Consider the following 14,237-nt stretch of genomic DNA (forward strand, 5'->3'; position numbering starts at 1 on the left):
CCTGAAGGCTCAGCCGGTCGCGGCCGCCATGTTTCGGGCTCAGGCCGCGAGGCTGGTTGTCTGATCGACGCCGAGCATCAAGTTGAGGTTCTGCACTGCCGCACCCGATGCGCCCTTGCCGAGATTGTCGTAGACGGCGATGATGGCCGCCTGCGCACGCGCATCATTCGCAAAGACATGCAGCCGCAGAAGATTGGTGTCGTTGACGGCCTGCGGATCGAGGAAGTCGGCACGTTCAATCTCTTCCAGCGGGGCCACTTCGACAAAACCGTTCGCAGCGCCCGCAAAATGATCGGCAAGCACGGCGTGCAGTTGCGCACCCGTCGGGATCCGGTCAAGACCGGCAAGGTTCAGCGGAACGACGGTGAGCATACCCTTGTAGTAATTTCCGACGGACGGCGTGAACAGCGGCGCCGAGGCGAGCTGTCCATAGGCCGTCATTTCCGGCAAATGCTTGTGATTGAAGCCGAGCCCGTAGGGTGCATGGACATTTGCGCTCGTGCCGCGGCCTTCATAGTCGGCGATCATGCCCTTGCCGCCGCCGGAATAGCCCGACACCCCGTGATAGCTCAGCGGGAAGTCGGCCGGCAGAAGGCCGTTGGCAATCAGCGGGCGCACGGATGCGATCAGGCCTTGCGGCCAGCAACCCGGATTGGTCACGCGCATGGCTGCGGCAATGTTGTCCGCCTGCCCGCGTTCCATCTCCGCAAAGCCGTAGGCCCAGCCATCGGCAACCCGGTGTGCGCTGGAGGCGTCGATCACGCGCGTCGTGTCGTTCTCGATCAGCGCGACGCTTTCCCGTGCAGCCGCGTCCGGCAGGCACAGGATCGCGACATCCGCCTTGTTCAGGAAATCAGCGCGTGCTGACGGGTCTTTGCGGCTTTCGTCGGGAATGGAAATCAGCTCCAGATCGCGGCGCATGGCGAGGCGCTCGCGGATCTGCAGACCCGTCGTACCGGCTTCACCATCTATGAACACGCGCGCGGCCATGGCCCGCTCCTCTCCTCGACTTGAGTAAAATCGAGTGCGTCATACACCCAATCGAACGTCTTGTCACCGATTGTCGGCGCGATCAGACTTCAACGGGCCCTTGAGTGATACTCATCATTCGGCCGCATATCCGTCGCGGCGGCCACGCGGTTGCTCATGTTGAAGAAGGCGGCAACGGACGCAACGTCCCAGATATCCCGGTCGCTGAAACCTGCATCGCGCAGGGCCTGCCGGTCGCTTTCCAGGATTTCGGCAGGCCTTTCGGTCAGCTTGACCGCAAAATCGAGCATCGCCCGCTGCCGGTCGCTCAACTCGGCAACGCGGTAGTTCATGACCATCAGCTCGCCAAGCACCGGATCACCGGACAGCTCTCGAACGGACGCGCCATGGGCTGTGAGGCAATAGAAACAGCTGTTGACGGCGGATACCGCAACGGCAATCATCTCTCTCTCAAGTTTGGTGAGTCCACAATCCGCCAGCATGAGATCGTTGTACATGTCGGTGAATGCGCGCAACTTCGTGTCATCAAAGGAATACGCCTTGAGCACATTGGGGATCAGTCCGAGCTTCTCCTCGCACAATTGGAAGTAGGCCTTGGTTTTTTCGTTCAAAGGTTCGTTTGAATCGATTAGCAAGGCCGTGACTTTACTTGACAATTTGCCTCTCCCGTCATGAAAACTTTTATGTCGCAGCAATACAAAATCATATCATGCGACAGAGCCACAACTAAGATCGCCTAGGGGGTAAGAAATGCCGGACAAACATGACGTCGAGAAACAGAAACTCATCGACGCGGTCCATGCTGGTCTGAATCAGGAAAGTCCTGCCCTGGCGGAGTTCGCGGCTGCCTTCTACGACAGGGCCGCCGCCGAGGATCTCGTGGCCTATACGGCGGAAGAACTGAACGGCTTTGCCAGGAGCGCCTGGCAGGATTTTCAGGACCACGAACTCGGCACGCATCGTGTCAGCATCACCAATCCCTCGACACAGAACAAGAACCCCAAGATCGACAGTCTGACGATCATCGAAATCGTCAACGACAACATGCCGTTCCTGGTTGATTCGGTCATGGACGAGCTGCAAAGCAGCAAGCTTGACGTCCACCTCGTGCTCCATCCGATCTTCATTGTGGAACGCGACGAAAGCGGAAAACTGCTGTCCTCGACCGCCCGGAAGAAACCCCCCAAGCGCAAGGACCGCCAGGAAAGCTTCATTCATATCCACGTCACCCGGATCGATTCCGATGAAGCGCGCGAAGCCTTGCAGGCCCGTCTCAACGCCGTCCTGACCTCGGTCAGGTCGGTTGTCGATGATTTCAAGCCGATGCAGGAACGCCTTGCCGAAGCCATTGATACGTTCAAGACGACACAGATCCCGGGCAGCAGCGACGATCTGTGGGAAGCGATCCATTTCCTGGAGTGGATGGAAAAGAACAACTTCATCTTTCTGGGCATGCGCGAATACAGGTTCGAAGGCGGCGTCGACGAGGGCGAACTCTCTCCCTCGGACGGAACCGGCCTTGGCCTCCTGACCGATCCGGACGTCCGCGTTCTCCGGCGCGGCTCGGAATATGTCCAGATCACGCCCGAAATCCGCGAGTTTCTGAAAAACCCGGAACCGCTGATCATCGCAAAGGCCAATGTGCGCAGCACGGTGCACAGGCGTGTGCACATGGACTACGTCGGCGCCAAGATCTACGACGACGACGGCCGTCTGACCGGCGAATTGCGGATTGTCGGCCTGTTCGCTTCGACCGCCTATACCGAACCCACCAGCACGATCCCGTTCCTGCGCCGCAAGGTCGCCAGCGTGCTCGCGCGTGCCGGATATGGCTCTGAAAGCCATTCGGGCCGCGCTCTCAGAAATGTTCTGGAAGCCTTTCCGCGCGACGAATTGTTCCAGATCGAACGCGAGCGGCTTTACGATTTCGCGATCTCCATCCTTCAGCTGGACGAGCGCCCGCGCATCCGCGTCCTGTCCAGACCGGACAAGTTCGACCGCTACGTCTCCGTCCTGGTATTCGTCCCGCGTGACCGCTACTCGACCGAGGTCAGGATCAATATCGGAACCTATCTGGCCTCCATTTACGACGGACGCCTGTCTGCCTGGTACGTTACCTACCTGGAAGGCCCGCTGGCGCGGGTCCACTACATTATCGGCCGCGACACGGGCGAAACGCCGAAGCCGGAACAGGAAGAACTCGAGAATGCCGTCGCGGACATGGTCCGCACCTGGTCGGACAATGTCAAAGATGCCCTGAACAAGGAATTTCCGCCGGTTCAGGCACGCCAGCTCGCCGAACGCTACGCCCTGTCCTTCCACGGCGGTTACAAGGAAGTCTACAACGCCCAGTCCGCGCTCTCCGATATCGTGAAACTGGAAACCCTGAGCGGGCTGGACGACACGACGATCACCTTCCACCGGCCGGCCGGGTCCAACGGCAACCGCCTGTCCCTGAAGGTCTATCATTGCGGCTCGCCAATCCCGCTGTCGGCCCGCGTGCCGCTTCTTGAAAACATGGGCTTCAAGGTTATCAACGAACGGACCTATCGGGTCACGCCGGCCGATACGCCGATGTCCTACCTGCACGAAATGACCCTCGAAAGTCATTCCGGTGAGGATTTCGATCTGCCGGAGGAACTCCAGACCCGGCTTGAAAGCATGTTCATGGCGATCTGGACGGGCCGCGCGGAAAATGACGGCTACAACCGGCTTGTCCTGACGGCCGATCTTGCCTGGCGGGATGTTGCCGTGGTGCGGGCGCTCTCCAAATACCTGCGCCAGGCGGGCATTCCGTTCTCCGAAGACTACATGTGGCGCACGCTGAACAACTATCCGGCGATCACGGCAAAGCTGGTGGAACTGTTCCACCTCCGCTTCAATCCGGACGTCACGGAAAAGGACCGCGAGCTCGGCTCCGAGCGGCTTGCCGGTGAGCTGAGCGTTGACCTGGAAGACGTTTCGAGCCTGGACGACGACCGCATTTTGCGGCGGTTCCAGAACGCCATCGGCTCGGTGTTGCGCACCAACTTCTACCAGCTGGATACCGACGGCCAACCAAAGCCGACCTTCGCCTTCAAGATCGACAGCCGCCAGATCGACGACCTGCCGCAACCGCGGCCCTTCCGCGAGATCTTTGTCTACAGCCCCCGCGTCGAGGGGGTTCATCTGCGTTTCGGCATGGTCGCGCGCGGCGGCCTGCGCTGGTCAGACCGCCCGCAGGACTTCCGGACCGAGGTTCTGGGCCTGGTCAAGGCCCAGCAGGTCAAGAATGCCGTGATTGTTCCGGTCGGTGCCAAGGGCGGTTTCGTGCCGAAACAGCTCCCCTCGATCGGCGACCGGGATGCCTGGTTCAAGGAAGGCACGGAAAGCTACAAGATCTTCATCAACGCTCTTCTGGATGTCACGGACAATCTGGATGAAGACAGGATCCTGCCGCCCGAACGGGTACAGCGCTTCGATGTCGACGATCCCTATCTGGTCGTCGCGGCCGACAAGGGAACCGCGACATTCTCAGACACGGCGAACGGCATTTCTGAAGGCCGGAACTTCTGGCTTGGCGATGCCTTCGCCTCCGGCGGCTCTGCCGGGTATGACCACAAGAAAATGGGTATCACCGCGCGCGGTGCCTGGGAGGCGGTCAAACGCCATTTCCGCGAGATGAACCGGGACATCCAGACACAGCCCTTCACCGCAGCCGGTGTCGGAGACATGTCGGGCGACGTTTTCGGCAACGGCATGCTGCTGTCCAAGGCAACCAGGCTGGTTGCCGCGTTCGATCACCGCGACATTTTCATCGATCCGGACCCGGATCCGGCCAGGACGTGGGACGAACGCAAACGCATGTTCGATCTCGGCCGGTCCTCGTGGAACGACTACAACACCGACCTGATTTCCAAGGGCGGCGGCATTTTCTCGCGCCAGTTGAAGTCCATCCCGCTGAGCCCGGAGATACAGGCGCTGCTTGGCCTTGAGCAGACCGCGGCAACGCCCCAGGAGGTGATGACGGCGATCCTGAAGATGAATGTCGACCTGTTGTGGTTCGGCGGCATTGGCACTTATATCCGCGCGACAACGGAAACCGACGCGGATGCCGGCGACAGGGCCAACGACCCGATCCGGATCACGGCGCCGGATGTCGGCGCGAAGGTGATCGGCGAGGGCGCGAACCTGGGCCTCACCCAGCTCGCCCGCATCGAGTTCAACAAGAACGGCGGCCGGTGCAACTCCGACGCGATCGACAATTCCGCCGGGGTGAACTCCTCGGATATGGAAGTCAACATCAAGATCGCCCTCGGGGCAGCCGTGAAATCCGGCAAACTCACGCTCGAGCAACGCAACGTGCTGCTCGCCGACATGACCGACGAGGTGGCCGATCTGGTTCTGCGGAACAACTATCTGCAGACCCTTGCGATTTCGATGACACAGTTGCGCGGACTGGAGGATTTCGGTTTCCAGGTTCGCATGATGCGCCAGCTCGAACAGGCGGACCTGCTCGACCGCGTTGTCGAACAGCTTCCCGACGAAGCCACGCTGCGCGAAATGCGAAAGGCGGGACAGCTGCTCACTAGGGCGGAACTGGGTGTCCTTCTTGCCTACGCCAAACTCACCTTGTATGACGCGCTTCTGGACAGCTCCGTGCCGGATGACGCTTATCTTGCGAGGGAACTGTTCCGCTATTTCCCGGAACAGATGACAACAGCCTATCAGGACGAGATCAACGGCCATCGCCTGCGCCGCGAGATCATCGCGACCATGCTGGCGAACTCCATGATCAACCGGGGCGGTGCGACCTTCCTGACCCGGTTGATGGACCAGACCGGCGCGACACCGACGGAAATCGCTCAAGGTTTTGTCGCGGTGCGCAACAGTTTCGATCTGACAGACCTGAACACGGAAATCGATGCACTTGACACGAAGATCGACGGCGGCCTGCAGCTCGATCTCTATACCGAGGTCCAGTCGCTGCTCCTGGAACGGGTGGTCTGGTTCAAGCGCAACGTTCAGTTCGACAAGGGCCTGTCGGCGGTCGTCGACCGGTTCAGGAACGGTATTGCCGACCTGCGCGAACGCCTGGAAAGCCTTCTGCCGGAGGAACCGGCGGAACTTCTCAACGCCCGTGCCGCCGAATACGAGGAAAAGGGCGTTCCCAAAACGCTCGCGCGCAGGATTGCCTGGCTGATTGCGGAACAGGCCATCCCCGACATCGTCATCGTGTCGGAGGAAACCGGTGCCGATCTCGAAACGGCTGCGGAGGCCTACTATCAGGTGGCGCACCACTTCAAGATCGGCAACATGCACGAACTGGCGAGTGGTCTTGAAGTCCGAGACTACTATGATGGCCTTGCGCTCGACCGCGCACGCGCGATTCTGTTCTCCGCCCATCGGGACCTTGCAAGTGCCGCCATCCGGGCCGGCAGTTTCGCCAACTGGCTGACGGAGCATGCCAGTGAGGCGGAAAGCCGGCATGGTGCGGTCAATGAGATCCTGGATGGCGGGCTCAGCGTCTCCAAATTCACGGTTGCCGCGGGCCTGCTCGCCGAAATCTGCGGTTCTGCATAACAGTCGGTCAGGCGACTGTGTAAAGTTGAGGCCGGCAGCACGTCTGCCGGTCTTTTCAGTCGAAAAAGGGTGTGACGTGACGGATGTTACCACTGACTTTCCCGATGGCACGGACCGCCGCGCCATCTGGTCCTGGGCCCTGTTCGACTGGGCGGCACAGCCGTTCTTCACCCTGATCACGACATTCGTCTTTTCTCCCTATTTTGCATCCGTATTGGCAAATACGCCCGAGGAAGGCCAATCGCTTTGGGGCTTTGCAACGGCCATTGCGGGCCTGGGCATTGCCTTGATGGCACCGATCCTGGGGTCGGTTGCCGACGCGACCGGACGGCGAAAACTCTGGATCTTCCTGTTTTCCATTCCCTTCGTCATCTGCTGCTGGATGTTCTGGTACGCCGCGCCCGGCGAATCGGGAAGCATTGCGATTGCTCTTGTCGCCTTTGCGGTCGGCACGCTGTGTATCGAGGTCGCCACCGTCTTCAACAACGCCATGATGCCGTCACTGGTGCCCCACGAAAGGGTGGGCAGGCTATCGAGCTTCGGCTGGGCGATGGGCTATGTCAGCGCCCTGATCACGCTGGCGATTGCGCTTCTGCTGTTTTCCGCCAGCGCGGAGACCGGCAAGACGCTGGCCGGGATCCGTCCCGTTTTCGGTCTGGATCCGGCAACGCAGGAAGGCGACCGGGTGACCGGCCCCTTCTCCGCGCTCTGGTATGTTGTCTTTGTTATCCCGATGTTTGCCTTCGTCCCGGACGCGCCTGCCAGAAACAGGATATCAACCGCGGTCCGCGAGGGCTTGTCGGAGCTCGCGGCCAGCCTCGCCCAGGCGAAAACGAACCGGAATGTCTTCCAGTTCCTGATCGCGAACATGATCTTCAAGGATGGCCTGGTCGCCCTTTTTGCCTTTGGCGGCATTTACTCCGCCGGTCAACTCGGCTGGGGGTCGATCGAAATCGGCGTCTTCGGCATCATTGTCATCATCACGGGGATCGGCGGCCTTCTTCTGGCCGGTCGTCTGGATGACAGGTTCGGCGCAAAACCCGTGATCCTCGTCTCCCTCGTCGTGCTCATGATCTGCGGATTGGGCATGATCTCCATCGACAAGACGACGGTCCTGTTCTTCATCAAGACCCTGGCCGCACCGGAAGGCGCCCAGTTCGCCTCCCTGCCCGAACAGATGTTCATCGCACTCGGCGCTGTCATTGGAGCGGTCTCCGGTCCGCTTCAGGCCTCCTCGCGCAGTCTTCTGGTGCGGCTGGCACCGAAAGAACACATGACGCAGTATTTCGGCCTTCTGGCCTTGTCCGGAAAGGTCACGAGCTTCATGGCGCCGCTTGCCGTCGGCATCGTGACGGCCCTTACAGGCAGTCAGGCCGGCGGCATGTCGGTGGTTCTCGTGTTCTTCGCGGTCGGCTTTGCGCTCATGCTCTGGGTGACCGAACGGCGCGCCGGCTAGAGCACTTTCCAATCAATGCCGGAAGTGGCGCATTCCCGTCAGCACCATCGCGAGACCCGCCTCGTCGGCGGCGGCAATGACGTCGTCGTCGCGCATGGAGCCGCCCGGCTGGATCACCGCCGTTGCGCCCGCTTCGGCGGCCGACAGCAAGCCGTCCGCGAAAGGAAAGAAGGCGTCGGAGGCAACCACGCAGCCCTTGGTGAGAGGCTCTGTCAGACCGGCGGCTTCGGTCGCATCGAGCGCCTTGCGGGCAGCGATGCGCGCAGAATCCACCCGGCTCATCTGTCCGGCACCAACGCCAACGGTCGCACCGTCCCGCGCATAGACGATCGCATTCGACTTGACGTGCTTGGCAACCCGGAAGGCGAATTTCAGATCGGCAAGTTCCTGATCGCTCGGCGCGCGCTTGGTGACGACCTTGAGATCCAGATCATCAACGACACCGTTGTCGCGCGACTGCACCAGCAGACCGCCCGCAACCGACTTGACGAACAGGCCCTTCGCGCGCGCATCCGCCAGTCCACCGGTGACCAGGAGCCGCAGGTTCTTCTTTGCCGCAATGATCTCCCGCGCTGCCTCGTCGGCATCGGGAGCGATGATCACTTCGGTGAAGACCTTCACGATCTCCGCGGCAGCCTCAGCATCAAGCGTCCTGTTCAGGGCAACGATACCGCCGAACGCGGACACCGGATCGCAACGCAGAGCCTTTTCATAGGCCTCCGTGAGACTTACACCTTCGGCAACGCCGCACGGGTTCGCATGCTTGATGATGGCGACCGCACTCGTGCGCGCCGGATCGAACTCGCTGACAAGCTCGAAGGCGGCGTCCGTATCGTTGATATTGTTGTAGGAAAGCGTCTTTCCCTGGATCTGTCTGGCCGTTGCGACACCCGGCCGGTTTTCGCCCGTCTTGTAGAAGCCTGCCGTCTGATGGGGGTTCTCGCCGTAACGCATGACCTCGGCAAGCGCTCCGCCAACGGCGCGATGCGCCGGCGTTGCCTCGTCGAGCTGTTCCGCCATCCAGTTGGAAACCGCAGCATCATAGGCTGCCGTGCGCGCGAACGCCTTGAGCGCAAGCCGCTTGCGCAATCCGAGAGAAGACTGCCCCTGATTGGCGTCGATTTCCGCAATGACGTCCTCATAGTCCGACGGGTCGGTGACAACCGTGACATAGGCGTGGTTCTTTGCCGCCGCCCGGGTCATGGCCGGTCCGCCGATATCGATGTTCTCGATCCCCGTTGCATAATCGGCACCCGAGGCAACAACATCTTCGAACGGATAGAGATTGCCGCAGAAGAGATCGATCCCGACGATGCCGTGCTCGGTCATTGCCGCCTGATGATCCTGATCGTCCCGGATCGACAGAAGTCCGCCATGAACGTTCGGATGCAGCGTCTTCACGCGCCCGTCCATGATTTCGGGAAAGCCCGTCACCTCGGAAATATCCATGACCTGAAGTCCTGCATCCGCCAGTGCCTTGTAGGAGCCGCCGGTTGAAACAAGCTCGACACCGCGTTCAGAGAGCGCCCGTGCGAACGCGACAAGTCCGGTTTTGTCGAAGACGGATAACAGGGCGCGTTTGACGGGAACCAGCTCGGGAACAGGGACGGCTTTGGACACAATGGCCATGAATTTGCCTCGCAGAAGGGGACGATCGGGGGGTTCGACGTCGCCCTAACATGTCTTCGGCAAAATCGGAAGGTCCGTCGCCGCACACACGCGCGCTTATTCCTCCAGCGGCAACTCGTCGAAATCGTCGAATTCACTGGTACCGCGGCGGCTCAGCTTGGCCGTGGCCGTTTTTCTGAATTGCCAGCCGACGGCAGGTTTTTCCAGCAAGGACCCCGTAACCACGATCTGTTCCGTTTTTCTGTGACCGTAGATATCGGACAGATAAATGCTTTCTTCCAGCGACAACTCGCTTCCGGGAGCTTCGAACTCCCACGCCTCGCCATCCCGGCAAACCATCAGGACAGCGGATCCGCCGCGCAGCAACGAAGTCCTGAGCCCGGGATACAGATGAAACCGCAGCGCATATTGATGTTCGGCGGCGACAGAACCGAGCGCCCGTATGGTGTCGATGCCGTCGAGGACAGTCCCGTCGCCGGAAAGACGCAGATCACGCTCGTGGAAGACGTTGAAGTCCGCCGCATAACCGTCGTGAGAGGCGGTGATGCGGCTTCCTGCCATATCGTCTTCCCGCTCGAGCGGGACGTAGGACGGACCGGAAAGGATGGGAGAGCCGAGCAGCCGGCCAAACGGCTTTTCAGACAGGAAACGGCAAGAGGAGGTGTCTTCGATGGTCAGGGTTGAATGTGCGGCTGTCGACCGGCTGACCTTGCGCCAGAGCGGATTCGACCGTGGCGACACACCGCAATTGACGACAAGCCGGTTATTCGCGGAAGAAAACTCAAAAGACAGGCATCCGGCATGGGCATCGCCGGAAACCGCGAGCGCGGGTACTGGTCCGGTGTCCATCAGGACGACGGAGTTGCCGCCGCTCAGCCGCTGATAGCCGGAATGGGGCGCATTCAGCGGCGGTGCGCCGCGTGCATCGTCATAGGCAAGGATCGTCGCAACGAGATCGCTCGGTGTCGACCCCATGCCGTTGAAATGGGCCAGCGCACCGTCGCCGTGACGAAAGAAACGCAACATCGGCATCATGCGGTCCACCGACTGAACCATGGCCGGTGGCATTTCAAGTCCCTGCGCGACAAAGGCCTGCCGCAGTGGCAGGAGGTCTGCGAGAGTGTCGATCAGGGCGCGGGGATTGCGCGAAACATGCCCCCCGTCCGGCAGTATCTGCCGTGTCAGCTCATGATCGAGACGCCGGAAGCTCTGGCGGGCAAACCGGCCCTGACCCGCCATGGAGATACAGGCGGACGCAACGGCCATGGACGCCCGCAGACGGACGGCGCCATCTTCGGTTTCATTGATGGTCTGGCGCAGATAGCGCACCTGTTTGGCAAGGGATTTGACGAACCGTCGGTAAAACTCATGATCGCCGTCCTGGAGAATGAAGGGAGAATGGGCGAGCCAGGACAGGATCCGCTGGGTGACCACAGGCGCTTCCCATCCGATCGGGTGCCGGCGGCCGCAATACTTCATCCAGTCTTCGACAAGCACCCGCGCATTCTGCCGTGCGATCTGGCTGTCGGCGGCTCTCAGATCCCGCAACCAGCCAAACCCGTGCAATTCCCTTTGCCAGTCCTCGTGAACGGCATTCATTTCAAAGGGAGATCGTCCCTGTGTTTCGACGAGATGTCCGGAAAACAGGAACCTGCCGCCGTAAATGTCGGCGGCGTTGGTTTCGTCCGAGGTGCGCAGGTCTTGCGGCGCGATCAACAGGCGCGAGGGCACAGACGAAAACGGCTGCAGGCGGAAGAAGGGTCCGCCATGCATCCATTTCAGGGTACGGTGCCAGATATGCAGGGCCACGAGCCGCCAGACGCGGCTTCTTTCGTTCAGGCCAGCTATATTCACCAAACCATCCCCGAGTCCGATGGTTTACGCGCAACTATTGTGAATTCTCCGGTTTCCAGGGCCCCTCAGGGCGCATCGATACTGAAACAGACAATTAAGGTTAGCATTTCATTTAAGGAAACAATGCAAGTGAACGGTTTAAGCTACGTTAAGAGCGCCTGAATCGGGCGGCAAAGAAGCCGTCCATACCACGGATTTCCCCGTCTGCATCCGCCGCGTGTTCCGGCAGGCACCGCAGATAACCCTCTTCCGTGATCAGATGCTGGAGACCACCGATCTCCTGAGCGGCGACGGGCACAAGATCGACCTTGCCCGGATTGCGGGCTTTGAAGGCATCGGCCTGAAGCTCTCCCTCCGCCTTTTCGAGCGAACAGGTGCAATAGACAATCAGACCGCCCGGCTTGACCCAGTCAAGAACCCGGTCCAGCAGTTCGCGCTGTATCTCGCTGAGTTTCTCAATGTCGTAGGGTTTCTTGATCCAGGCGACATCCGGGTGCCGCCGGATGGTTCCGGTCGCGCTGCAGGGCGCGTCCAGCAGGACCGCGTCGAACGGAGCGTCGGGCTTATACTCCCGCAAATCGGACACGACCGTCTGCACATTGAGGTTAAGCCGCCGCATGTTTTCCTCAAGCCGCTTCAGCCGGCCCTTCGAGATGTCGACCGCCGTCACCGCTGCGCCCGCCGCCGCCAGTTGCGCGGTCTTGCCACCGGGCGCTGCGCAAAGGTCTGCGACACTGAGACCCTGCACGTTGCCGAGCAAGCGCGCAGGCAGGGAGGCTGCCGCATCCTGCACCCACCATGCGCCTGCCTCATAGCCTTCCAGCGCGTCGACTGCGCCCTTGCGGTTCAGCCTGACGCTGCCGCCAACGACGACCTTGCCGTCCAGTTTTTCAGCCCAGCCTGCAGCATCCGATTTGACGCTGAGGTCAAGTGCAGCTTCGTTTCGATGCGCCGAGGCAATTGCCCGGGCGGTCTTCTCCCCATATCCATCTGTCCAGCTCTGCCAAAGCCAATCCGGCGTGTTCAGCCTCTCCGGATCAAGGTCCGAAACGAGGTCGGAGCGTTCGCGGCCCAACCGGCGCAAGACACCATTCACGAGACCCTTGTAGGGCCGTGCCCTGCGATCGAGCCCGGCATGGTCGACCGCGAGCGAAACCGAAGCCCGGTCCGGGATATCCATAAAAAGCATCTGTGCGATCGCGACGTGCAGAATATCGACCACGCGTCCCGTCTTTTCAGGAATGGGCCTGTCGAGCAGCCGATCGAGGATTTCGGAAATTTCGCCATGGCGGCGAAGCGATGTGCCCACAATTGCCCGCACGAGCGCGCGATCATTTCCGGGCAGGGAGCGGAAACCCGAATGACCGGAAGATGCGTCGAGTTCTCCGTCCAGAGGCCTCTTCTTGTGGACGACGTTGCCGAGAATATCCGCTGCGGCCTTTCGCGCCGCAAACCCCGGCTTGCCCGATCGGTCAGTCTCTTTTTTGCCGGACGGAGCCGACTGTCTGGTCTCGCGATTACTCAAGAAGTGTTCCTGTTCAGCATCGCTTTTTCGCGATGAAATCGAAGCGCCGCAGACCCGGAACCCCGGCTGCGGCGCGCAATTCAGATTTTACGGCGAAGTTCGCGTGCAAGAAAGAAAAATCTGCCGTCCCGCTCAGCCTCTAGCCCCAGGGACCCTTTGAGCGCTCTGGCGCATCGTCCGCGGGCCTGCTTCCCATTCCGGACCACGGGCCCGGCTGCGGAGCGCCGGCACCGGCCGTGAAAGACCCGCCACCGCCCGATCCGAGACCGGAGCCGGCCAGCTTGCGCAATTCGTCGATCCTGTTCTGGGTGTTCGGGTGCGTTGAAAAGAGATTGTCCATGCGCTCGCCGGACAACGGGTTCATGATGAACATATGCGCGGTTGCCGGGTTGGCTTCCGCATCCGGGTTGTGAATGCGCTGCACGCCGCCGGCGATCTTGCCGAGGGCGGAGGCAAGCCACATGGGCTCGCCGCAGATCTGCGCACCCATCCGGTCAGCGGCATATTCCCGGGTCCTGGAGATGGCCATCTGAACCACCATTGCCGCCATCGGCGCCACGATCATCATCAGGAGCATGCCGACAATGCCAAGCGGATTGTTGCGGTTGCCGCCGAAGAAAAACGCGAAATTGGCCAGCATGGAAATCGCTCCGGCGATCGTCGCCGTGATCGTCATGATCAGCGTGTCATGATTTTTCACATGCGCAAGCTCGTGCGCCATGACGCCGGCAACCTCTTCGGGCGTGAGCATGTTCAACAGACCCGTTGTCGCCGCAACCGCTGCATTTTGGGGGTTCCGCCCTGTCGCAAACGCATTGGGCTGCGGGTTGTCGATGATGTAGACCTTGGGCATCGGCAGGTCGGCATTCTGCGCCAATTGCTTCACCATGCGATAGAAGTCGGGCATGGAACGCTCATCGACTTCCTGCGCATGATGCATGCGCAGCACCATCTTGTCCGCGTTCCAGTAGCTGAACAGGTTCATCGCCGCGGCAATCGCGAGCGCGATCATCATGCCCGCCTGGCCGCCGATCATGAAGCCGATGCCCATGAAGAGCGCGGTCATGGCCGCCAGCAGCATGGCTGTCCGTACGTAGTTCATCGCGTGTGGTGTCCGTTTCCTGTTCTGGCTTGCCGGCATCGGCTGCGCCGCCGGCTCGTTAAAAATCCTGACTGAACATGGGTATTGCCGGCAATCTTGGCAAGTTTGCCGCGCGCGCG

The 14,237-nt window shown here is 60.8% G+C and carries 8 protein-coding genes; 2 read left to right on the forward strand and 6 right to left on the reverse strand.

The annotated features are described in order from the left end of the window. Positions 1-39 precede the first annotated feature (39 nt). A complete protein-coding gene (argC, locus tag RBB49_RS08255; RefSeq protein WP_306142244.1) occupies positions 40-990 on the reverse strand; it encodes an N-acetyl-gamma-glutamyl-phosphate reductase in 951 nt (316 codons plus the stop codon). Between the two features lie 89 nt (positions 991-1,079). Further along, positions 1,080-1,646 (reverse strand): peroxidase-related enzyme, encoded by a 567-nt coding sequence (locus RBB49_RS08260; RefSeq protein ID WP_306142245.1) that lies wholly within the window; start codon positions 1,644-1,646, stop codon positions 1,080-1,082. 94 nt (positions 1,647-1,740) lie between these two features. Here RBB49_RS08260 and RBB49_RS08265 point away from each other — a divergent pair, with 94 nt between their 5' ends. After that, complete coding sequence (locus RBB49_RS08265) at positions 1,741-6,552, forward strand: NAD-glutamate dehydrogenase (protein WP_306142246.1); 4,812 nt, start codon at positions 1,741-1,743, stop codon at positions 6,550-6,552. Positions 6,553-6,628: 76 nt separating this feature from the next. Further along, positions 6,629-8,008, forward strand: coding sequence for an MFS transporter (locus tag RBB49_RS08270; protein WP_306142247.1), 1,380 nt, complete (start codon positions 6,629-6,631; stop codon positions 8,006-8,008). Between the two features lie 12 nt (positions 8,009-8,020). Here the strand turns inward: RBB49_RS08270 and purH are convergent, their stop codons facing one another. The 4 genes from purH to htpX form a co-directional block, all read right to left on the reverse strand. After that, positions 8,021-9,637, reverse strand: a complete 1,617-nt coding sequence (gene purH, locus RBB49_RS08275; RefSeq protein WP_306142248.1) for a bifunctional phosphoribosylaminoimidazolecarboxamide formyltransferase/IMP cyclohydrolase — start codon at positions 9,635-9,637, stop codon at positions 8,021-8,023. A 96-nt stretch (positions 9,638-9,733) separates the two neighbouring features. Then, positions 9,734-11,491: a heparinase II/III family protein gene (locus RBB49_RS08280; protein ID WP_336623406.1), complete on the reverse strand. Its 1,758-nt coding sequence runs from the start codon at positions 11,489-11,491 to the stop codon at positions 9,734-9,736. Positions 11,492-11,639: 148 nt separating this feature from the next. Then, positions 11,640-13,016: an RsmB/NOP family class I SAM-dependent RNA methyltransferase gene (locus RBB49_RS08285; protein ID WP_306142249.1), complete on the reverse strand. Its 1,377-nt coding sequence runs from the start codon at positions 13,014-13,016 to the stop codon at positions 11,640-11,642. Positions 13,017-13,155: 139 nt separating this feature from the next. Next, on the reverse strand, positions 13,156-14,118 hold the full coding sequence (gene htpX, locus RBB49_RS08290; protein ID WP_306142250.1) for a zinc metalloprotease HtpX: 963 nt from the start codon (positions 14,116-14,118) through the stop codon (positions 13,156-13,158). Positions 14,119-14,237: the final 119 nt, after the last annotated feature.

It is taken from the genome of Roseibium sp. MMSF_3412, assembly GCF_030733265.1.
Classification (GTDB): Bacteria; Pseudomonadota; Alphaproteobacteria; order Rhizobiales; family Stappiaceae; genus Roseibium.